Here is a 21,468-nt window from a genome sequence, read left to right as displayed (position 1 = left end):
TTTCAAAAACCCGATTGATTACAGCTTGCCGTACTTTTTCAATCTTCCGCCCATATACGAAGGCATGATCACAAAAATCAGAACGGCTGAAGCAACGGCCGCATACAGCGCCCCGCTGACTCCCGCGGCATAGGCTGACGCTGCACAAAACAGCAGCGCCTGCACGGTTAACGCCGATTTCATCAGCGAAAAGAAACTTTGCAGCTTCGCTTTCTGATTGACCGGGTAAAGCTCCTGCAGAGAAAGATGATGAAAATGCCCGAACAGCGGGAGAAGCTGTATTCCCGTAATAAAGACGGTAAATACGGTTAACGCCGCCGTTATCCACGGATTGGCGGAAACGAGCATAATAATCAGGATAAAAATAATCGTGAGCCTGACCTGAATGCCGAGATAATCATTTGAACGCAGAAAGGCCCGCGCATACATATAGGAGAACGTTTTCCGCTGTTCGAACGGAATCATTCTGAGCAAAAAGTCGAGATACGCCCGGCGTTTTGCCTGTTTTTTCAGGTGAGGCACATCGGTAAACAGATTGGCGATTCTGTAAAACCGCTGCTTCCTTCTTAATTCATATTCAATATGGGCTTCCCATTTTAATGATTTATGTTTTGCGGCCGATGTGAAATACACATAAAGGCCGGCCATCACAATGTAGACGGCGGCAGCGTACACATAAAACGACTGTAAGACGAAGTATAAAAGCAGCATATTGCAGATAAAGCGTATGACCGCATCCATCATTTTCATGCTTCTGTCATTCATAAACGTCATCCGCCACTCCATGGCCTGATTCCACGCTTTTACCGCCAGCATCTGAATAAATACGGCGGCATACGACGCAAGCGACGCCCCCGGACTTACAGCGAAAAACAGAGGCATGCATACAAGCGACAGAGCAAGAAGCGGAAACAGCTGTGACAGATAGCTGTACTTAAATGAATGCTTAAAGTATGTCCCCATTTTCGGTTCAAGCGGCAGCAGAAACACGAGGTCCGCTTCCTTTAGCAGCGTCCGGACGTATGAACCGGTCAGCACAAATGAAAAGAGCACCGCCATCACCCAAAATGACGGAAAATGAACGGGAATGTCTTTGACCCACTTGCTGTACCAGCTTGCCGCGCCGGCAATAAAAAAGATCAGCACAATGACGAGATGATCATTGAGCATATATTTCATATACATTCTGGTTTCCTTTATATGCTCTTCAAGCCGGGACTGCCAAATCGTAGACATATTATTCATGGCCGGCGTCTTCCTTCGTCAGTTCAATATACAAGTCATCAAGAGCTGCGTCTTCCATGCCGAACTGCTCTCTCAGTTCTTCCAGTGTGCCGCTTGCCCGCACTTCGCCGTTATGTAAAATAATGAAAGCATCACAGTAGCGCTCTGCCGTAGCCAGGATATGCGTTGACATCAGCACGCTTGATCCGGCTTTTTTCGCGGCGTCCATCCGCTCCAGCAATGCATTGATCGCAAGCGGGTCAAGGCCGAGAAACGGCTCGTCAATGATATAAAGCGAAGGCTCCGCGAGAAACGCGCACATGATCATGACTTTCTGCTTCATCCCTTTGGAAAAGTGAGCGGGAAACCATTTCAGCCTTTTTTCCATTCTGAATTCTTTCAGAAGCGGAGGAAGCCTTTTTTCAAGCGTTTCTTTGGAAAGGCCGTACGCCATGGCCGTCAGCTCCAGATGCTCCTTGAGCGTCAGTTCTTCATACAGCACCGGCGTTTCTGGGATGTACGTAAATTGCGAGCGGTAGCTTTCCTTATCCTCCGAAAACGTCTTGCCGTTCAGCTCAATCGAGCCTTTATGCGGGTCCATTAATCCGATAATATGCCGGATCGTCGTGCTTTTTCCCGCGCCGTTTAATCCGATGAGTCCGACAATCTGGTTCGGCTCAAGGGTGAATGAAACATTTTTTAAGACCGGGTTTCTCGTATAACCGCCGGTTAAGTCTTTTACCGATAGCAGAGACATAATTTCTCCCCTTCTGATTCGTTTTTCTTCATAGTACCAAAAATAAAGTCTGATTTGAAACGATTCCCTTTTTTTCTCACGTGAAAAGTGTGCATAGTTATCGTTTTGGGGGACATCATAATGTATGTAGAAGGAAACAGCTTTAATCAACTGAAAATGAGGTGTTTATAAAAGACGTCTTAGAACAGTTGGATGAAAATCAACATGTCCTGTGCTTACAATTTCTTCACACACTGCTTTGATGATGTTCTTCATTCATGATGAAATAATCAAATGAGGTGTTTGTCCCAGGAATGATTAAGCAGACCCATAAGTCTTCATTTTAAAAACAAATGAGGTGCTTACAAAAGGCATATTCAATTTTCTATGATAAAGCTCGTACTTCTGCATCAGGGTGAACGCGCAGCCGTTCATCCTGTTTTTTGTTTTGGCCGTTTTTGTGGTACGATGAGAATATACATATATTTCTTTTCAGGGAGGAAACCCATCTATGCACAAAGCGGACGATTGTATTTTCTGCAAAATCATTGCCGGTGACATTCCGTCTTCAAAAGTATACGAAAATGAACACGTCGTGGCGTTTCTTGATATCAGCCAGGTCACAAAAGGCCATACGCTCGTGATTCCGAAAACACATATCGAAAACGTGTACGAGTTTACGCCTGAGCTTTCTAAAGAATATTTTGAAGCGGTGCCGAAAATCGCACGCGCCATCCGCGATGAATTCGAGCCGATCGGGCTGAATATTCTCAATAACAACGGTGAAAAAGCGGGCCAATCGGTGTTCCATTTTCACATGCATATCATTCCGCGTTACGGAAAAGGCGACGGTTTCGGGGCTGTCTGGAAGACCCACGCCGAAGACTATACGCCTGACGATCTTCAGGAGATCGCTTCAACCGTCAGAAAACGGCTTGCCTCATCTTAAAGATGAGGTTTTTTTGCGTCCGGAAACACAAAAAACATAAATTATATTTTTTTATACCAAAAAAATCAAAAAATTGTGATAGGATAATTGTATTATTTCTTACACTAAAGCGGAAAACAGGGAGAGATCGTAAACATGGAACGTACAACGAATTTCAATGCAGGACCCGCAGCCCTTCCACTGGATGTGCTGCAAAAAGCACAAAAAGAATTTGTCAACTTCAATGATACCGGCATGTCCGTCATGGAGCTGTCCCACCGGAGCACGGAATATGATGCGGTGCACCAAAAAGCAAAAAGCCTTCTGAAAGAACTGATGGATATTCCCGACGATTACGATATTTTATTTCTTCAAGGCGGCGCAAGCCTTCAATTCTCCATGCTGCCGATGAACTTTTTAACGCCGGAGCAAACGGCGCACTTCATCGTAACGGGCGCATGGTCTGAAAAAGCACTCGCCGAGGCGAAACTGTTCGGAAACACATCCGTCACGGCAACAAGCGCAGATTCAAACCACAACCACATACCGGAAGCGGACCTCTCAGGAATCAAAGACGGCGCCTATCTGCATATTACGTCAAACAACACGATTTTCGGAACGCAGTGGAAAGAGTTCCCGAATTCACCGATCCCGCTCGTAGCCGACATGTCAAGCGACATCCTGAGCAGAAAAATTGATGTCAAAACGTTTGATGTCATCTATGGCGGAGCCCAGAAAAACCTCGGGCCGTCCGGCGTCACGGTCGTCATCATGAAAAAATCATGGCTTGAAAACGAAAACGCCAACGTCCCTAAAATGTTGAAATACTCCACTCACACAAAAGCCGATTCACTGTATAATACGCCGCCTACATTTGCGATTTATATGCTGAGCCTCGTCCTTGAATGGCTGGCTGAAAACGGCGGTGTCGAAGCGGCTGAACGGCGCAATCAGGAAAAGGCCGATGTCCTGTACGGCACAATCGACGCAAGCGGCGGGTTTTACGCGGGGCATGCCGCAAAAGACAGCCGTTCTCACATGAACGTCACGTTCACCCTCCGCGACAGCAGTCTCACGAAAAAATTCGTTGAAGAAGCGAAAGCGGCTAAAATGACCGGACTCGGAGGCCACCGCTCAGTCGGAGGCTGCAGGGCGTCTATCTACAACGCCGTCAGCCTGGCTGATTGTGAAAAACTGGCTCAGTTTATGAGAAAGTTCCAGCAGGAAAACGAATAAATTTCTTCTAACATAACGGTTCCTTTGATATACTGTTTGCATATCAATTTTTCCGGCCATCGCAATAAATGACGAGCATATTATTGGATGGCGAAAAAGCTTAGCAGAGGAGAGCTTAGTATGAAAACAAAAGAATTAGTCATTATGGCCCTGTTTGCGGCAATCGGAGCGGTGCTTCATTCCATTATGCCGCCGGTATTATTCGGAATGAAACCCGATATGATGCTTGTGATGATGTTTATGGGTATTCTGTTATTCCCCCGTGTGCAGAACGTGCTGATGATTGGGATTGTAACGGGAATCATTTCCGCACTCACGACATCTTTTCCGGGCGGACAGCTTCCGAATATCATTGAAAAACCGGTAACGGCGTTTCTGTTTCTCGCGCTGGCGCTTTTGGTGAAAAAGAGCGTGAAAACAGCGGCCGCCGCCGTCATTACGATAGCCGGCACCTTCATCTCCGGTTTGCTCTTTTTGGCGCTGGCCCTTCTGATTGTCGGCCTGCCGGGCGGATTCACCGCATTGGTGCTCGCGGTCGTCCTTCCGGCGGCTGCGCTGAATACGATTGCCATTATCATTATGCATCCGATTGTGCAGACGATCTTAAAACGGTCCAATATGATTGAAACGGTGAAATAACCGCATACCGAAACCTCTTCCGGCCGGAAGAGGTTTTTTAATGTGTTTCAGCATGTTTTATACGAGAAGTTTTGTGAAAAAGATAAGGAACAATGCGAGGGCGGTTCCTGCTGAGCAGACGATGGCCTTTTGGCGGACGACCCGCTTCGGCGGATAAGAAGCGGCCTGGCCGAGCAGTTTCAGGTAATAAACGGCGCCCGCCGCAAAGACAAGAGCCATACAAGATAAAACAATCATAAAGACAGACAACCTTCTCCCTCCTTTTCCCTTAAAAAATATGCTAAAATAAAGCAAGCTATGTATAGAAGTTTATTCTTCTGAACAAAAATGATAAAAGTTATGAGAAAAAAAACGGGGTGATTTCAAATGGCTGACGGACGTTCCCTTTTAACAGGCCTTTTTGTAGGCGGATTGATCGGAGGCGCAGCGGTGTTACTCTCGGCTCCTTCATCCGGAAAAGAGCTGCGGGGCAAAATCAAAGAGAATTGCAATTCAATTGAGGACACAATCAAACGGTTAAAAAAAGACGGAATGGCGCTTAAGGACCAGCTTGTCCAAACGGCGAAAGAAAGCGCAGAAGTCATTAAAGACGTAGGCGGAGAGCTTCAGACCAGCATTAAAAGGTGGCAGGAGGAAATCAAACCGCACCAGCAGGATCTCCAGAAGGAAATCGCTGATATTGAAGAGAAAATCAGACAGCTGGAGAAAACCTTACAAAACTAATATCCTATACAACCAAAAAAAAGTGCGGACATATTGCGTTCCGCACTTTTTTTTGCGGTTTAAAGCCTTTCCCAGCAACGGATCAAGAATTTATTATAAAATTCTTAAATTTTCATCTTTATTAATCTTTATTTTATTGGCATAATAGAGGAAAAGAAAATGTGAAGCAGGTGATCTGTATTGAATCGTGTTGAACCGCCTTACGATCTAAAAGAAGCTTTAATCTATACCCAAAAAATGGCGCAGCTGTCCAAAGCGCTCTGGAAATCTATCGAGAAAGACTGGCAGAATTGGCTGAAGCCGTACGACCTTAATATTAATGAGCATCATATATTATGGATTGCCTATCAGCTTAAAGGAGCTTCTATTTCAGAAATCGCCAAATTCGGCGTTATGCACGTATCAACTGCATTTAACTTTTCAAAAAAGCTTGAAGAACGGGGATATCTGAAATTTTCCAAGCGGCTGAATGATAAACGGAACACGTACATTCAGTTAACAGAAGAAGGGGAAAATGTATTCGAAAGCCTGCTTGAGGAGTTTGATCCGTCGAGAAACGCTGTGTTTAAAGGCTCACAGCCGATCTACCACTTATTCGGGAAGTTTCCTGAGGTTGAAGAATTAACCTGTGTCATCCGCCACATTTACGGCGAAGATTTTATGGAGATATTCGAGAAATCATTGACAAACATAAACAATGATTTTGAAAGTGAAGACGGAAGGCTGAAGAAAAAAACGGACGAATCGGCTGTCCATGAAACGGCTGAAGAGCTGGAACCGATCAACAGTTAATCAAAGTGCTTCATAATCTCAATAAATTCTTCCATCAGCGCTGTATAAAGCCCCTGCTCATACAGAGCAAAAATCGTTTCATGAACATCTAATTTTTCGTTCAGCTGTCCCGCAAAAAGCGCAAGGAGCTTGTCAAACGTCACAAAGCCTTGCGCTTTTTGCGACTCCAGCTCGTCCTCCAATTCGCGGCAGATCCGCCCGACCTCTTCTCCTTCTTCTTCGGTCAGCCCTTTTTCAATCATCATCGCATAAAAAGGGTACTTATCCATATCCACCGTTTTCACCAGCAATTGTATGTAATATTCTAAACGCCCGATACGCTGATCCATTGAATCCATCCGTTTCACTTCTTTCTATCTTTAATCTTATTTTAGCTGATAATGAATGGAGAAGAAAGGTTAAACCGTACATTTCCATGTTTCACCGAGCTCTTCTGTTCTTCTCTTTCCAGGTTTATTTTTTTCTTTAAAAAAGGATTGATTTTTTCTCCTGAAGAGAGTAAATTATTTTGAGATTGTATTCCATCTTTGTACGGAAGGATGACTCTGATGAATTGCTGGAAAACCATTAATCTGATCAAAGATTATGGTGCGGTTCGTTTATTATTGACTGCTGTAGGTTTTATGATCCTGTTTTTTATATGCAACTTCTTGGCATTCGGGCTGCTGCGTCCGAATATCAGTTTAAGTGACGGGCACGTGTTTGCTTTTTGTGTTCTGCTCGTTGTTACTTTATTTGTACATAAAGTCATACATGTCCTGCCGATGATCTGTAAAAAAAGAAAAAAGGAAATGAAAATGTACTTCTTACGGATGCCGACATGGAAAGGCATACCGAAAACGACGATGCTGATTTCAACGATCAGCCCGTTTTTATTCATTACGCCGTTATTGTTTTATGCCGGACTGGCATTTCCGAGACACGCTCATTACTTTTATATGATTTCGAGCATTCATGCGGGGTATTGCCTGCCTGATCTTCTGTTTGCCCTGCATCTGGTCAAAGCGCCCAAATCATGTCTGATTGACCAGGAATCCGACGGTTTTGATATTTTAGTAAAAAAAGTGCCGGAGTCTTGATGTCCCGCTGATTTTTCAGGTTACATTCTATCTTTTTTAATAAATATTTGGTAATGTAATATGGGAGCAGTTCAGAGAGAGGGGGAATCTCCCATCATTTTATTCTATTTTATCGTGGCTGCCCTGTTTATTCTTTATTTCATAAACAGGCTCACAAATACATTATGCCTTGTCAGAGAGATTCCTGAAGACCGGCAGGATAAGGTATTCCGTTTTATTAATGTATCTATTTTAATTTTACTGATCTCTTCATTCGTCGAGATCTCCTTTACTGTGTAAACAGGCAAAAAAATATGGCTGACGGAGGTCTGACCCCCGACAGCCATATTTTTTTCTTAATAAAGCCAAGAAGCGCCGATGATGATCAATAAGATGAACAGAACAACCAATAATGCAAAACCGCCTGCAAATACTTCACCCATCTCCAAAAGCACCTCCTACAAAACGTTTTATTTTTCCAATTACATCATATGCAATTTACTTCTGAAACGATTAGGCGCCCGGGTAAGAAAACGGACCGCTTTTAGAAAAAGCGATCCGTTTCGCTTAACAAATGTAAGCTGCACCTACGATGATAAGCAATATGAACAGTACTACGAGCAGTGCGAAACCGTTTGAATATCCTCCGCCCATGGTTCATTACCTCCTTTTCATGATCAATATATTTGTATGTATCAGGAAAAAGTTTGACTAGACGAATGCCCTTTATTTAAAATCTTTTTACAGAAAGCCACAATATGTTATGATACGCATATGCAATTTAATTTGGATGATTAGGAGTGTTTAAAGGAATGAAGAAAATCGCGATAGCAGCTATTACGGCAACGAGCGTCCTGGCTCTCAGCGCTTGCAGCAGCGGCGACAACGACGTGATTGCCAAGACGGATGCCGGAAATGTAACAAAAGGCGAGCTCTACACGAACATGAAAAAAACCGCGGGCGCAAGTGTGCTGACACAGCTCGTACAAGAAAAAGTATTAGCAAAAAAATACAAAGTATCGGATAAAGAAATCGATACCAAGCTGAAAGAGTACAAAACGCAGCTCGGCGATCAGTACAGCGCCCTTAAACAGCAGTACGGCGAAGATTACCTGAAAGATCAGGTGAAGTACGAACTGCTTGCACAAAAAGCGGCGAAAGACAACATCAAAGTGACTGACTCCGATACGAAAGAATATTACGACGGCTTAAAAGGTAAAATCCGCGCGAGCCACATCCTTGTCGCTGACAAAAAGACAGCTGACGAAGTGGAGAAAAAGCTGAAAAAAGGCGAGAAGTTTGAAACGCTTGCGAAAGAATATTCAACTGACAGCTCAAAAGACAACGGCGGCGACCTTGGCTGGTTCGATAAAAAGTCAATGGATGAAACATTCAGCAAAGCTGCATTCGGCCTGAAAGTCGGACAAGTCAGCGATCCGGTCAAAACAAAATTCGGTTATCATATCATCAAAAAGACAGAAGAACGCGGCAAATATGATGACATGAAAAAAGAACTGAAAGAAGAAGTTCTTAAGCAGAAATTAAACGACAACTCAGCTGTACAGGCGGCAATTCAAAAAGTCATGAAAAAAGCTGACGTAAAAGTGGAAGACAAAGACTTAAAAGACACGTTTAACACCTCAACTTCTTCTGAATCTAAATAAAAAAACTGTGCGGGCTCTCGGCGAGCCGCACAGTTTTTTTATGCGATGGAATGATTGGAGTTTTCTTCCGCATCCCCGTTTTCACTTGCGGGCGCCGCCATACGGCGCTCGCGTTCCTGTTCCATCCGTTCAATATACACCCTTCCTTCTTTTTCAATAAACGACTGGTCAAGCTTTTCCTCTTCTTTAGCTGTTGTGAAAAGCTTATAAGCGCTGAAAATAATTCCGATAATGCAAAGGTATACCCACCAAGGAAAAAATAGCACGTCGGTTTCCTCCCTTTTTCACCCAGAGTCTTTATTCTAAGCTATGCTTGATAAAGACAAGTTATGAGAGCTGAACGTAAAAAAGACCGATCGTAAAGGATCGGCCTTTTTTTCTTATTGATGGAACGTCGGTTTGTAGAAAGAACGGTTTTCAAGCGCAAATACACGCTCTGTGTATTCGCCCGGCTTCACCCGTTCCAGCGCTCTGTCCATCATGATCATTTTTGCATCCAGATTGTCAATGTAGTGAAGAATTTCCGCTTCTTTCACCATCGGCGGTTTCGGGCTTCCCCATTCCGCTTTTCCGTGATGGCTTAAAATCAAATGCTTCAGAATCAGCACTTCTTCAGCGTCAATCTGAAGCTCTTCGGCTGCTTTTGAAAGCTCTGTCACCATGATTGAAATGTGTCCGAGCAGATTCCCTTCCACAGTGTACGTGGTGGAAACAGGGCCTGAAAGCTCTTTTACTTTGCCGAGGTCATGCAGAATGACTCCGGCATACAGTAAATCCCGGTCAAGAGACGGATACAGATCGGCAATCGCTTTTGCCAGGTTCAGCATGGATACTACATGATACGCAAGCCCTGAAACGAACTCATGGTGGTTTTTAGCCGCCGCCGGGTAATCCATAAACTCAGCCGCATATTTTTTGACCAGATGTCTCGTGATCCGCTGGATGTTTGGATTTTTCATTTCAAAAATGTATTGAGTGACGGTTTCCATCATTTCGTTTTTCGGAATCGGCGCCGTTTCCAGAAAATCATCAATGCTGACATTTTCGTTCTCGCCGGCCGGCCGGATGTTTCTCAGCTTAAGCTGGTTTCGTCCGCGATAGTGATGGACATCTCCGATCACCTTCACGATCGTCTGCGCCGCGTACGTTACTTCATCAGTCGGCTTGGCATCCCACAGCTTCGCTTCGATATCTCCCGATTGGTCCTGCAGCATTAACGTCAGGAATGGTTTTCCGTTGCTTGCGATTCCCTTAGTCGAAGATTTAATCAGAAAGTATTGATCGACCTGCTCGCCGACCTCGTGCAGCATAATACCTTTTGCCATTCTATTAAAAGCTCCCTCCATATCTTACATAATACCAGTATAGCACATACCTCTTTTTTGAAAATAAACTCTTTTATGACAGGAGCCGCATGACTTGTCCGCTGTGAAAAGACCGGCTGACATGCTCATGGCAGGTGAAATAAAGTATCTGCCGCCCGCCTTCTGAAAGCTGATTCAGCACATCAAACAGCCGCTGCAGCCGCTGCCTGTCAAAATGGACAAAACTGTCATCAAGTAAAAACGGCAGTGATACCGCAGATTCCCTCTCTGACGCAAGGGCAAAACGAATCGCCGCATAAAGCTGCTCGCATGCCGCCTGTGACAGTTCGCCTGCAGAAAACACCGTTCCGTCTTTCCGCATAACCATAATGGAATCATCAGCCTCGGAAAAATACAATTTGTGATAGCGTCCGTCCGTAAGCGGTCCGTATAATGCACCGGCGGTTTCTAACAGACGGGGAAGCGTCACTTTTTTATGCCGCTCCATTTTTTCCCTGATAATGTGTCTGACCGTCTGTAATGCGGCCCACTCTTTAGCGGTTTTTTTCACGCGCTCCTTCTGCATTTCTGTCTGCTGTTTTAAATCGGATACAAGCCCCGAGGACTCCAGCTGCTCTTGCTTCACCGTTAATAAAGCGGTTTGCTCACGGAGCTGGGCGCTTTTTTCCTCAAGCGTTTTTTTCTCTGTTTCCTTCTGAACGACTGTATGTTCAAGTTCGGACACTGTGCGGCTCATGTACGGCTCCAGCTGTTTTCCGCCTATGCCGGACAAGTGCGTTTTGATTTCGCGCAGCTGCCGCTCTGTTTCCCGGCGGCTTTCAGTCAGCCTGGCGAGTTCACAAAAGTGTTCGCGGTTTTTTGCGCCTGCCGCCATGAAAAGCTGTTTGACCTGCTGTTCGTAGTAATGAACTTCTTCATTTAATTCACGCATTTGCTCTTGTGCATGCAGCAGATCCGTTTCGAGCGCCTGTTTTCGTTTTGCTTCCTCACGGGCCCGTTCCGCCTGCGCCAGCAAAACGTGCAGTCTTTCTTTTACGGACAGCTCCCTTCCGTCTGAAGGACTCAGCTTTTTGACCCGGTCCTCAAATGCTCTTTGCAGCTTTTGCAGCCTGCCCGCTTCAATGGTCAGCTCATGCTTGTTAAGGATTTCTTTTTTGACATCTTTCATCACATGATATGCGTCAAGAAGATGGGAAGGACTTCCTGAAAACCCCAGTTCCTTCATAAAAAGTTCCGCCTGTTTTTCAGACGGCGCCATTTCGGCCTCCCATTCTTCATATTGGCGGATGACTCTTTCATATGCCGCTTCTTTCTGTTCAAGCACGGCTTGATCCGCAATCAGCTGCTGCCGGTGCCGGCCGTCACGCCAAAGCTCTTCCTGCAGAAGATCAGCCGCTTCTTTAGAGATCGCCGGCTTCTTTTTCTTGTGTCCGGGCCCTCCTCTTTCTGACGGCAGCGGTTTTTGCATGCCGGACAGCATATACAGCAGCAGAGCGCCGGTAAAAAGGGCGGCGGGCAGCCATTCCTTTAACATAGCGAAAATCGCAATGAACAGAATGCCCGCACCGAGAAAGAGCTTTTTTTGTTTGGCGCGCTGTTTTTCCAGATGCTGAACATGTGCCTGCCATTCGTTTCCTTCTGTATCAGCCGTTTGCTTATATGATTGTAAAGCGGCTTCTTTTTCTTTCCTGACAGCGGGGTCCAAAATGTTTTCTGCCGTCAAGGCATGTTTTCGTTCGGCTTCTTCCAGCTCCAGCCGCGCTTGTTCGAAAATCGCATCAAGCTGTGTCTTTCTTTCTCTTGCCTGTCCGGCGCTCTGCACGGCTTCCTGCAGCCGCCATTCATATTCATAATCGGTGTTCAGTGAAAGAATGCCGTCCTCCTCATGTCTTCCGAGCTGCTGCAATCCTGACGAAACGCGGGCAGATGTCTGCCGGATCTGTGATTGGATGGCGGCAAGCTGTTCGCCGCGCGATTCGTACATATGCTGCTCGCCGGAAAGCTCCTGCAGCTGCCGCTCTTTTTGCAGCAAGTCCTCATTTGGAGCGAGCAGATCAGCCTGCCGCCTGAGTTCAGCCGCTTTTGCCCGAAGCCCCTCAAGACGGGCCGCTTTCGGATGGAGATGCGATTCGTATTTTTCAAGCTGATGCATTCCGTCCTTCGGGAATTGCTTCAATGCTACCGGATAAGAAGAAAGTTCGCTTTCCAAGGCTGTTTTTTTGTCTGCGAGCGGCTTTGCTTCTATCGCCGATTTTACTGTTTTGATTTCTTCAGTTATGTCTTTCAATCGTGCTTCGGCATCCTGCAAACGGCCGCCGGCGCTTTTTTTCTCTTCCAGAAGGCTGTGATAGCCCGCTTCCGCAGCTTCCGCCTGTTTCAGCTGGGCGCTGAGCCGCTTTAATGTATCCAACTCCTGATTTAAGCGGGGGTTCCGCCCGTTCGGCTTATACATCCTGTCAAGTTCTTTTGCCAGTCGCCCGTCAAGCTTTGCCGCCGCTTCCGACCCGAATAAGCTCGAATACAGGAGAAACTCGCCGATTTTGTCCCGGTTAAAAGCTTGAATCTCCTGCAGTCCGAATACATCGAACGAATAGATCGCTTCGTACAGCGCCCGGTCTGTATCGGAGAGAAGCTGTTTGAGCCATTCTCCGTCCTTGATTTCGCCTGAAGCCGTATACACTCTGACTTTTTCGGCAGCGCCTTTTGTCCGTTCGATTTTGACAGCGCCGTGATCGCCATGCTTCAATTCCACAGTGCCGCCGTAAACCCCGCCGTTTTTCGGTTCGTATTTTTTTGATTTCGGAAAACCGAACAGCACGCTTTTGATAAAGGACATCAATGTCGTTTTGCCCGCTTCATTTAACCCGTAGATCACTTGCACGGGAGAATCTGACAGCTGAAAACTTCGGTCGGAAAATTTTCCGTATTGGTAAATATGCATCGCCGTTATTTTCATCTCTGAAGCTCCTTCATCTGGCGTCTTAAAACGGCTTGAGCCTGCCGCTTAATATCCAGTATCTCTTCATCTGTAAATGAAGCCATCTGACGCCGGTATACGGGATGACGCTCAAGGGCTTCAAATACACCGCTCATGTCTGCGCATTGTTCTATGTCCTGAAGGAGCCCTTTAAAAAACGGATCGGGCGGCACGGTGTCTGTTTCATCCGTCCGATCCTCAAGCGCAAGCGGCCAGACGAAACATTCCTCTTCGGCCTCTTCCTCCTGTAAAGCGGAAAGAAGCTCCTCCGCGATACCTGCGGGCGCCTCCGTCCAAAAGCGGGGCGCCGCGCCGCGAAGCACCAGCCTGACACATGCCGGGCGGCCCGCCGCGCGCAAGCCGGAGAATGTATCCGATGCGGCTTTCAGAAGTGAAGTCATATGTTCAGCTCCGGAGATATCCAGATCAATTTCCTCCCATAACACATCATGCGCTTCTTTGAATTCCCAAGACATCTCACCGTTTGCCGCCCGGACGAGATAATATCCCTTAGGCCCGGTTTCTTTTAAATGCCGGGCTTGAATATTCCCCGGGTAAATGGCGGCGGGATGCTGGGCGGACAGAACCTGCCGTTTATGAATGTGTCCGAGCGCCCAGTAATCCATGCCGCTTTTTTCAAGGTCTTCTTTCGTAAACGGGCAGTACGGGTCATGCCCTTCCGCTCCTGATAACATGCCGTGGAGCATGCCGATATGATAAGGCGCGCCGGTCATTTTCCGGTAACGGGCCGCCTGATTGACCGTTACGCTTCTTTCCTGATAGCTGCATCCGTATATGCTTGCCGCAAGCTCTCCGTTTTTAAAGAAAGATTTTTCCTCCGGTGTATCCGAGGTGAAGATATGTACATTTTCCGGCCATTCAATCGGCGACCACTTACCGCCCAAATGATCATGGTTGCCGAATATGACGAACACTTGGATATCCGCTTCCTGTAATCTCGTAAACTGTTTTCTCAAAAACAGCTGGGCTTTTAAACTTCTGTTGGCTTCGTCAAACAGATCCCCCGAAAGCAGCACGAAATCTGCCTGCTCCCGGAGTGCCCCGTCCGTCAGTCGGCGGACGCTGTGAAATGTGCTTTCTTTAATACGCGCATATACCGGTTCAGGCAGATTCGAAATGCCGTAAAACGGGCTGTCCAGATGCAGGTCAGCGGCATGAATAAACGTCAGATCAGCCATCTCGCCCTCCCCTTTCTGCAAATTGAATTACCCTTATTTTAGCACCGTTTTTATACGAATGCACGTTCTGTAAAATAAAAAAACAGCCCGGCTGTTCCGGGCTGTTTCACTTATTTTTTGGAGATGCGCAGCGCTTGTTTGATCGCTTTGAATCCGCTGGCGTTTCCGTAAATCAAAACGCCGCCTTTGTAAATTTTCGCGCCGACCGCTGCAAAGATCACGATAGTGAGCAGTGTCAGGGCGATTCCGGCCGCAGCCTGCCAAAACGGGATATCGAGCATCCCGACGCGTAAAAACATAATCATCGGCGTGAAAAACGGAATGTAAGAGGTAACGGTAATAAAACCGGCGTCAGGATTGCCGATGCCGAACATGGCGATCATAAAACCTGCCACGACTAAAAAAACCATCGGCTGAATCGTCTGCTGTACGTCCTCTATCCGGCTGACAACACTGCCGAGAAACGCGGCAAGCGTCGCGTAAAGAAAATAGCCGAGCAAATAGAAAATGACAGCATAGACTATCGTCGAGACGGGAACATCCTTAAAATTGAGAAATGCACTGATCGGCGACGACGCATCATTTTGAGGGTTCAGCTTCAGTGAGAGATAACCAGCCGCAATCAGCACCGCAAACTGTGTGATCCCCACGAGCGCGATACCGAACAGTTTGGCAAACATCTGCTGAATCGGCGGCATGCTTGAAATTAAAATTTCCATGACGCGGGACGATTTTTCCGTCGCCACTTCCATCGCAATCATGCTTGCGTACATGATAACTGAGAAGTAGATGACAAACAGCATGATGTAGACAAGCCCCATTACCTGACCGAGCTCTTCCTCAGATTTCGCCCCTTTTTCCAGCGCGTCTTTGCTGACTTCCGGCGGAGTGTAGAGGCTGCTGACTTTTTCTGCCGAAATGCCGAGCTTGGCGGTTTCGACAGCGGTTTTTGTCTGGGTTAAAGCCTGCTTGAGCAGTTTATACGCTGATTCATCAGAAATGGTCAGCGCTTTGTATGCTCCTGTTATCGTTCCTTTTTGATCTTGTCTGATGATAAACAGTCCGTCCCATTCACCGTCTTTGACACGCTTTACGGCATCTTTTTCGGACTCCTTCGTCTCCATTGCCTGCAGATCATTGTCTGTATCCGCCGCTTTAAGCTGTTTTGCAAACGCCGGGTACAGCCCGCCCGTTTCATCAATCACCGCAATTTGCTGCTTGCCGTCATCCGATTGAAACACGGATATAATCGATTGCAGATTGGTCACCGCTAATACTAATAAAACGGTAATGGCGGTCGAAATAATGAATGACTTTGTCGCGATTTTGTTTTTATATGTATGAAACAGCATAATCCAAAATTTATTCATAAACGGCCCCCACCTTTTCTATAAAAATATCATGCAGTGACGGCTCTTCCAATTCAAACTTCCGTATAAAACCTTTCCCTTGCAGCGCCCGGAAAATATCCTGAGAAACCGGTTCATTCGCGACCTGCAGTCTGATTCCGTCATTTGTTTCCTTCCATTTCACGACGCCTTCATGCGTTTTTAAAAAGCTGAGGTCATCATCTGAATGAACGGTGACATTTTTTTTGCCGAAAGACCGCTTAATGTCTTTCAGATTGCCTTGAACGACGGGTTTTCCCTTCTGGAGAATGCACAAATTCTCGCAAAGTTCTTCCACATGCTCCATTCGGTGGCTTGAAAAAACGATGGAAACGCCGCTGTTTTTCAAAGAAATAACCGCTTCTTTCAGCAGCTCGACATTCACCGGATCAAGACCGCTGAAAGGTTCATCGAGAATCAGCAGTTCAGGCTTATGCAGGACGGCCGAAATGAATTGGATTTTCTGCTGGTTTCCTTTCGACAGCTCTTCGACTTTCTTATTCTTGTAATCTGTAATGCCGAACCGCTCGAGCCATGTCATGAGCTCTTTTTCCGCCTCTTTTTTGCCCATTCCTTTTAATCTCGCCAGATAGACAAGCTGGTCACTCACCTTCACTTTCGGATACAGCCCCCGCTCTTCCGGGAGATAGCCGATTTTTTCACTGATGGAATAATTGACCGGCTGCCCTTTCCAGGTGATATGCCCGTCAGTCAGGCTTAAAAGACCTAAAATCATCCGAAAGGTCGTCGTTTTTCCCGCGCCGTTTGCGCCGAGCAGCCCGAACATTTCCCTTTCAGGTATTTGCAGGTTCAAATTGTCAACAGCGGTAAAGCTGCCGAATGTTTTCGTTACGTTTTCAATTGTAAGCACGAATCCAACTCCTTCCTTGACCCATTATATACTAATAATGGGTAAAAATTAATGGAGGATTTTAAATTCTTTATCAGAATATCATTCTATAAAGGGGGTGACATGATGGGACAATATGTATTGACCGCATTCCATGCGTCGGGAGAAACGCTGCTGAATGAACGGATCGAAGCGGATAATGAGGCGGAGGCGAAGGCCGCCGGAGAGGCTTTATTGAAGGAAAAAAAGCTTGAGAACAGTACTCATCGCTTGGTAAATGAAGCCGGAAAGCTGATTTTATTCCACAGATAACAGAAGCTTTCCGGCTTCTGTATTTTATCGGTTAAATTGCGGCGTCCGTTTTTCTAAAAAGGCGCGGATGCCCTCTTTATGATCATCCGTTTTTCTCATATTTTCCTGGGCCTTTCGTTCAAGAGACAAAACATCTTTTAACCGGCTGATATGGAGGCTCTGATAAATAGCCTTCGTTTCAATCATCGCTGACAGCGGCGCATGCAGCAATCGGTCGATATACGGTTGTGCCCCCTCCGCAGGGCCGCCGCTGAACAGCCCGTCGGCAAGCTTGAGCCGCACCGCTTTTTCAGCCGGTAATTTTTCACCGCTCCAAATCAGTTTTTTCGCTTCGATCTCACCGACGCGTCTCATTAATAAATAATGGCCTCCTCCATCGGGAACCAATCCGATGCCGATGAAATTCATCGCGAGGCGGGCGTTTTCTTCAGCGAGCACCACATCGGCGCACAGCGCGAAACTCAGCCCGAGCCCCGCCGCGGCTCCGTGGATGGCGGCTATCACAATTTTTTTCATATCATAGAGCGTCAGCGTAATGGATTCGATCATTTTCATGAGCCGTTCATATTCTCCTGAATCATGATCAGACGTCATCATCTGGATATCACCGCCCGCGGAAAATCCCCGGCCTTCCCCCCGCAAGAGGACGATAAGCGCTTCGCTGTCGGCTGCCATCACGCATGCGTTTTCCAATTCCCGGAGCATTTGTTCATTCAGCGCATTGTAACTGTCAGGCCGGTTCAGCACAATCTCTGCGATCTTTCCCTTTTCTTCATAGCGAATATACTGCATGTTTACATCCTCCTTGAATCCGCTTACATATTTTGTTCAAATGATATATTCCTTCCGCCGAAGCGAAATTCCTTTATTTTTCAAGGTCAATAGATACCGAAAAATGCATATCATTTGAAACTGAACATACATTTTTATATAGTGAAATTGATATACAAAACAAAAGGGGGGAAAAACGCCGATAATGAAATATGTGATACTCAGCTTGTTACTGAGCTTTTTTATGGTGCTGTTCCCCCCTTCGGATGTCGCTCTTCCTTCCCAATTGGTGACAGAAACAGACAGCCATGTACAAATTTCGGTTTACCCGCAGGAAACGGATTCGGCAAAGACGCCGGTTCACACCAAAACCGCTCCGCAAGGCCTGTCAAAAGGATACGGTGCGTTATCCCGGATGATCTCCCTGTTATCTGTCAAACCTCTTGATCAATTCATTGATTCCACAATGGAAAGGACATGCGCCATTCCGATACAATACCAGTCAAATTACCTCCGGCATCAGACAATTTCTCATTGCCAATCTGTATTTACGATGTAAAAACAGTATATTCCGGAGGGATTTTTTATGAATATTAAAGAAAACGATCTGCCCGGCATCGGGAAAAAATTCGAAATCGAAACGAGAAATCATGAAAAAATGACGATCATCATTCATGATGACGGCAGGCGGGAAATTTACAGATTTGATGACCGCGACCCTGATGAGCTTCTGGCAAGCATTTCACTTGATGATGCGGAAGCAAGACAGATTGCCGCGATTATCGGCGGTATGGTGTATAAACCGCAGGCGCTTGAATCGATTGAAATGGCGTTCAACGATCTGATTATCGAATGGTTTAAAGTTGAAAAAGGGGCAAAAGCGGCAGGGCGGACGCTCGGCGAACTGGATGTGCGTCAGAACTATGACGTGACGGTCATCGCCATCATTAAGCATAACCAGAAAAAGCTTTTAAACCCGGGCGCTGATTCGCTCCTTGAAGCAAACGATACACTCGTCCTCTCAGGTGAAAGAAAGCATCTGAAAAAGCTGATCCAAGACTTCCTCTCCAGAGACGGAGTGTGATCTGTTTATGGACCATCTCGTATTTGAAGTCGGTACGGCGTTAGTTCTTGTAGCCATTGCGAGTGTCATCGCCAATAAAATTAAATTCTCGATCATCCCCTTCCTGATCATTTTAGGAATGCTCGTCGGGCCGCACGCGCCCCAAGCGGGCATCATTGACCTGACGTTTATCGAAAGCCGGGAAGTGATTGAATTTTTCGGACGGATGGGCGTCCTGTTCCTCCTCTTTTACCTCGGGCTTGAATTCTCGGTCGGAAAATTAGTCAAATCCGGACGTTCAATCGCCGCCGGCGGAACGATTTATATTCTGATTAATTTCAGTTTAGGGCTGATATACGGCTTTATCACAGGCTTTTCCTTTTTGGAAGTGCTTGTATTGGCGGGCGTCATCACGATATCATCAAGCGCCATTGTCGCAAAGGTGCTTGTCGACTTAAAGCGCACGGCCAATCCGGAAACGGAGCTGATTCTCGGCATCATTATGTTTGAGGATATCTTTCTGGCGGTTTACTTATCCGTCGTTTCCGGGCTTGTTCTGGGAGACGCGACGTCTGTCGGAGGCGCGCTGATGTCAATCGTGATCGCTTTCGGATATATGCTGCTGTTTTTCATTGCCGCTCGAAAATTGCCGCCTCTGCTGAACAAGCTGCTTGATATCCGTTCAAACGAGGTATTTGTCATCGTCATTTTCGCCGCGCTCTTTTTCATTGCCGGCTTTTCCGAAACGATTCATGTCGCTGAAGCGATCGGCGCGCTCTTGCTCGGACTCGTGTTTTCGGAGACGGCCCATTCTGACAGGATTGAGCATCTTGTCGTGCCGTTCCGTGACTTTTTCGGGGCCATGTTTTTCTTCAGCTTCGGTCTCAGCATTGATCCGTTTTCACTCGGAGATGCGGTATGGCTTGCCCTCGGCGCCGTTCTGCTGACGATTGCCGGAAACTTTATCGCCGGCATGATCGCCGGGCGCCGGGCGGGGCTTTCTCATAAAGCATCGTCCAATATCGGGCTGACCATTGTGTCACGCGGCGAATTCTCCATTATCGTCGCAAATCTCGGCATCGCCGGCGGCCTGTCCGCTTCACTTAAACCTTTCGCCGCCTTATATGTTTTGATACTGGCCATCTTCGGCCCTTTGCTCACGAAAGAATCGAAGCGGATATATCTCCTGTTGAACAGCGTGTTCAAATGGAAGACGCCTGAAAAGAAGCCGCAGAAATCATAAAAAAAACTGACCTCTTCATAAGGGGTCAGTTTTTTTGAGCGGGAAGAAATTGCTGAAAAGCCGTTTTTTTATTAATGGAGAAATGCTCTTTTCCCAGAATGGTATTGATGATTTTTTGGTTTCTGTAAACAGACAGCTTCAAATTCGTAGCGCCCGTTCCGTGAGCATGATCAAGATTCGTTAATGTGAAAAAATGATGCCGCCTGTCGTCCTTAAAGACAAGACGGGAATCGGCCGTCACTTTAAACCGTTTCTCATCCTCCCATTCGATATCGGGGGCAATTGCCGTAAACCATTCCGGAATATGAGGTTTAAAGCCGGTCGCCAAAATCACTTTTTCTGAATCGGCCGTAAAGGTTTCATCCATCTGCCATTGATGAAAGCTCAGTACGCAGCGCCCGTTTTGCTTTTCAATTTTTTTAAGCTCCGCCATCGGCTGAATATATACGTCAGGCGAACCTCCGCTGATCGATCTGTGATACAGGGCATCGTAAATGGCGGCAAGTGTGTCAGAATCAATGCCGTGGCGCAGTCCGTCCAGCTCAGGGAGCGTGTTCAGCCGTTCTTTAAAAGGCAGGCGGTTAAAATATTCCACATAATCAGGTGTAAACATTTCCTGTCCGAGCTTGGCGGTTTCCAATTCTCGGAATCCGGCGGAGCGTGTCACCCATTGCAGCCGGCTGCGGCGGTATTGTTCATCGTGCAATAAGTCAGAAAAGATCTCCGCGGCGCTCTGTCCGGAGCCGACCACTGTAATTGATTCGGCGCCGGCGAGCTCGTCTTTCCGAAACAAATATTCCGTGCTGACCATCGTGTCCTGACGCGCTTCGGCAGCAATCTCTGCGGGAATAAGCGGTTCAGACCCCGTCCCCATGACGAAATGCTTCGTTTGATAGACACTGATGCTTCCGTCCTCAATGTTCTTGACGCTGACGTCATAATGTCCGCCGGCATTTTTCACGCCGATTACCTCTGAGCCGAAACGGCATGATTTGATTTCTGAAGCCGCCCAGCTCAAATAGTCGTTAAATTCCCGTCTCGGAATATCAAATTCATTAAACGTATAAAACCGGTACAGCCGGTCATGTTCATGGAGAAAGTTTAAAAACGTGTAGCGGCTTTTCGGATCGGCGAGCGTGACCAAGTCCGCCAGAAACGCCACCTGTAAATCCGTCCCTTTAATTAATAGACCGGGATGCCACGCAAATTCTTTCTTTTTATCGAAAAAAAGAGCGTCTGTTCCGGGTATATCCTCTAACAATGCGGCAAGCCCTAAATTAAACGGCCCGATTCCCGCTCCTATGACATCATACATATTATGCACCTCTTGCGAATAACAG

Annotated in this window: 26 protein-coding genes; 12 read left to right on the top strand and 14 right to left on the bottom strand. The window is 46.6% G+C overall.

What is annotated here, in order from left to right; translation table 11 throughout:
* Positions 1-18 precede the first annotated feature (18 nt).
* Complete coding sequence (locus V7728_RS17675; RefSeq protein ID WP_069007019.1) at positions 19-1,245, bottom strand: ABC transporter permease; 1,227 nt, start codon at positions 1,243-1,245, stop codon at positions 19-21.
* Positions 1,238-1,981: an ABC transporter ATP-binding protein gene (locus V7728_RS17670; RefSeq protein ID WP_025284506.1), complete on the bottom strand. Its 744-nt coding sequence runs from the start codon at positions 1,979-1,981 to the stop codon at positions 1,238-1,240. The genes V7728_RS17675 and V7728_RS17670 overlap by 8 nt, the downstream gene beginning before the upstream one ends.
* 490 nt (positions 1,982-2,471) lie before the next feature.
* On the opposite strand from V7728_RS17670, the gene V7728_RS17665 reads away from it, so the two are divergent.
* From V7728_RS17665 to V7728_RS17655, 3 genes are all read left to right on the top strand, one after another.
* On the top strand, positions 2,472-2,909 hold the full coding sequence (locus V7728_RS17665) for an HIT family protein (RefSeq protein ID WP_007409220.1): 438 nt from the start codon (positions 2,472-2,474) through the stop codon (positions 2,907-2,909).
* A 135-nt stretch (positions 2,910-3,044) separates the two neighbouring features.
* Entirely contained in the window at positions 3,045-4,124 is a 1,080-nt protein-coding gene (gene serC / locus V7728_RS17660) for a 3-phosphoserine/phosphohydroxythreonine transaminase (protein WP_076423826.1), read from the top strand.
* A gap of 120 nt (positions 4,125-4,244) precedes the next feature.
* Positions 4,245-4,763: a tryptophan transporter gene (locus V7728_RS17655; protein WP_012117208.1), complete on the top strand. Its 519-nt coding sequence runs from the start codon at positions 4,245-4,247 to the stop codon at positions 4,761-4,763.
* Between the two features lie 57 nt (positions 4,764-4,820).
* On the opposite strand, the gene V7728_RS17650 is transcribed toward V7728_RS17655, so the two are convergent.
* A complete protein-coding gene (locus V7728_RS17650; RefSeq protein WP_007409223.1) occupies positions 4,821-5,012 on the bottom strand; it encodes a hypothetical protein in 192 nt (63 codons plus the stop codon).
* Between the two features lie 117 nt (positions 5,013-5,129).
* Here V7728_RS17650 and V7728_RS17645 point away from each other — a divergent pair, with 117 nt between their 5' ends.
* Both V7728_RS17645 and V7728_RS17640 read left to right on the top strand, forming a co-directional pair.
* Complete coding sequence (locus tag V7728_RS17645) at positions 5,130-5,486, top strand: YtxH domain-containing protein (RefSeq protein ID WP_014417330.1); 357 nt, start codon at positions 5,130-5,132, stop codon at positions 5,484-5,486.
* Positions 5,487-5,666: 180 nt separating this feature from the next.
* Positions 5,667-6,278, top strand: coding sequence for an HTH-type transcriptional regulator Hpr (locus V7728_RS17640; protein ID WP_014417329.1), 612 nt, complete (start codon positions 5,667-5,669; stop codon positions 6,276-6,278).
* Here the strand turns inward: V7728_RS17640 and V7728_RS17635 are convergent.
* Positions 6,275-6,616 carry a YhaI family protein gene (locus V7728_RS17635; RefSeq protein WP_003155243.1) on the bottom strand — a complete coding sequence of 114 codons (342 nt, stop codon included), beginning with the start codon at positions 6,614-6,616 and terminating at the stop codon, positions 6,275-6,277. The genes V7728_RS17640 and V7728_RS17635 overlap by 4 nt on opposite strands.
* Positions 6,617-6,826: 210 nt before the next feature.
* Here V7728_RS17635 and V7728_RS17630 point away from each other — a divergent pair, with 210 nt between their 5' ends.
* Both V7728_RS17630 and V7728_RS17625 read left to right on the top strand, forming a co-directional pair.
* Complete coding sequence (locus V7728_RS17630; RefSeq protein WP_007409225.1) at positions 6,827-7,357, top strand: DUF3267 domain-containing protein; 531 nt, start codon at positions 6,827-6,829, stop codon at positions 7,355-7,357.
* Between the two features lie 60 nt (positions 7,358-7,417).
* Positions 7,418-7,636, top strand: coding sequence for a hypothetical protein (locus tag V7728_RS17625; RefSeq protein WP_003155245.1), 219 nt, complete (start codon positions 7,418-7,420; stop codon positions 7,634-7,636).
* A gap of 56 nt (positions 7,637-7,692) precedes the next feature.
* On the opposite strand, the gene yhzE2 is transcribed toward V7728_RS17625, so the two are convergent.
* Positions 7,693-7,779: a sporulation protein YhzE2 gene (yhzE2, locus tag V7728_RS17620; RefSeq protein ID WP_003155248.1), complete on the bottom strand. Its 87-nt coding sequence runs from the start codon at positions 7,777-7,779 to the stop codon at positions 7,693-7,695.
* Between the two features lie 124 nt (positions 7,780-7,903).
* A complete protein-coding gene (yhzE1, locus tag V7728_RS17615; RefSeq protein ID WP_017417375.1) occupies positions 7,904-7,990 on the bottom strand; it encodes a sporulation protein YhzE1 in 87 nt (28 codons plus the stop codon).
* A gap of 158 nt (positions 7,991-8,148) precedes the next feature.
* Here yhzE1 and V7728_RS17610 point away from each other — a divergent pair, with 158 nt between their 5' ends.
* Complete coding sequence (locus V7728_RS17610) at positions 8,149-9,000, top strand: peptidylprolyl isomerase (protein ID WP_015239508.1); 852 nt, start codon at positions 8,149-8,151, stop codon at positions 8,998-9,000.
* Positions 9,001-9,038: 38 nt separating this feature from the next.
* Here V7728_RS17610 and V7728_RS17605 read toward each other — a convergent pair whose 3' ends face one another.
* The 6 genes from V7728_RS17605 to V7728_RS17580 form a co-directional block, all read right to left on the bottom strand.
* Positions 9,039-9,266, bottom strand: a complete 228-nt coding sequence (locus tag V7728_RS17605; RefSeq protein WP_012117207.1) for a sporulation YhaL family protein — start codon at positions 9,264-9,266, stop codon at positions 9,039-9,041.
* A 114-nt stretch (positions 9,267-9,380) separates the two neighbouring features.
* Positions 9,381-10,325 (bottom strand): 3'-5' exoribonuclease YhaM, encoded by a 945-nt coding sequence (gene yhaM / locus V7728_RS17600; protein WP_003155251.1) that lies wholly within the window; start codon positions 10,323-10,325, stop codon positions 9,381-9,383.
* A gap of 73 nt (positions 10,326-10,398) precedes the next feature.
* Positions 10,399-13,281, bottom strand: coding sequence for an ATP-binding protein (locus V7728_RS17595; RefSeq protein WP_099566534.1), 2,883 nt, complete (start codon positions 13,279-13,281; stop codon positions 10,399-10,401).
* Positions 13,278-14,501 (bottom strand): metallophosphoesterase family protein, encoded by a 1,224-nt coding sequence (locus tag V7728_RS17590; protein ID WP_015239504.1) that lies wholly within the window; start codon positions 14,499-14,501, stop codon positions 13,278-13,280. The genes V7728_RS17595 and V7728_RS17590 overlap by 4 nt, the downstream gene beginning before the upstream one ends.
* A 110-nt stretch (positions 14,502-14,611) precedes the next feature.
* Entirely contained in the window at positions 14,612-15,871 is a 1,260-nt protein-coding gene (locus V7728_RS17585) for an ABC transporter permease (RefSeq protein ID WP_025284501.1), read from the bottom strand.
* Positions 15,864-16,760 carry an ABC transporter ATP-binding protein gene (locus tag V7728_RS17580; RefSeq protein WP_007409231.1) on the bottom strand — a complete coding sequence of 299 codons (897 nt, stop codon included), beginning with the start codon at positions 16,758-16,760 and terminating at the stop codon, positions 15,864-15,866. The genes V7728_RS17585 and V7728_RS17580 overlap by 8 nt, the downstream gene beginning before the upstream one ends.
* Before the next feature lie 105 nt (positions 16,761-16,865).
* Here V7728_RS17580 and V7728_RS17575 point away from each other — a divergent pair, with 105 nt between their 5' ends.
* Positions 16,866-17,051, top strand: coding sequence for a YhzD family protein (locus tag V7728_RS17575; protein WP_015239502.1), 186 nt, complete (start codon positions 16,866-16,868; stop codon positions 17,049-17,051).
* Positions 17,052-17,075: 24 nt separating this feature from the next.
* Here V7728_RS17575 and V7728_RS17570 read toward each other — a convergent pair whose 3' ends face one another.
* Entirely contained in the window at positions 17,076-17,843 is a 768-nt protein-coding gene (locus V7728_RS17570) for an enoyl-CoA hydratase (RefSeq protein WP_007409232.1), read from the bottom strand.
* A 184-nt stretch (positions 17,844-18,027) separates the two neighbouring features.
* Between V7728_RS17570 and V7728_RS17565 the strand changes: the two genes are divergently transcribed.
* From V7728_RS17565 to V7728_RS17555, 3 genes are read left to right on the top strand one after another with little or no spacing between them, the layout of a single operon-like run.
* Positions 18,028-18,381, top strand: coding sequence for a hypothetical protein (locus tag V7728_RS17565; protein ID WP_052827227.1), 354 nt, complete (start codon positions 18,028-18,030; stop codon positions 18,379-18,381).
* Between the two features lie 27 nt (positions 18,382-18,408).
* On the top strand, positions 18,409-18,906 hold the full coding sequence (locus tag V7728_RS17560; protein WP_012117200.1) for a cation:proton antiporter regulatory subunit: 498 nt from the start codon (positions 18,409-18,411) through the stop codon (positions 18,904-18,906).
* A gap of 7 nt (positions 18,907-18,913) precedes the next feature.
* Positions 18,914-20,128, top strand: a complete 1,215-nt coding sequence (locus V7728_RS17555) for a cation:proton antiporter (protein WP_003155266.1) — start codon at positions 18,914-18,916, stop codon at positions 20,126-20,128.
* Between the two features lie 25 nt (positions 20,129-20,153).
* Here V7728_RS17555 and V7728_RS17550 read toward each other — a convergent pair whose 3' ends face one another.
* On the bottom strand, positions 20,154-21,443 hold the full coding sequence (locus V7728_RS17550; protein WP_094031624.1) for a lysine N(6)-hydroxylase/L-ornithine N(5)-oxygenase family protein: 1,290 nt from the start codon (positions 21,441-21,443) through the stop codon (positions 20,154-20,156).
* Positions 21,444-21,468 lie beyond the last annotated feature (25 nt).

Origin of the sequence: Bacillus sp. JHAA, assembly GCF_036961585.1 — a bacterium.
Lineage (GTDB): Bacteria > Bacillota > Bacilli > Bacillales > Bacillaceae > Bacillus > Bacillus velezensis.
This window is presented reverse-complemented; position numbering and strand designations above follow the sequence as displayed.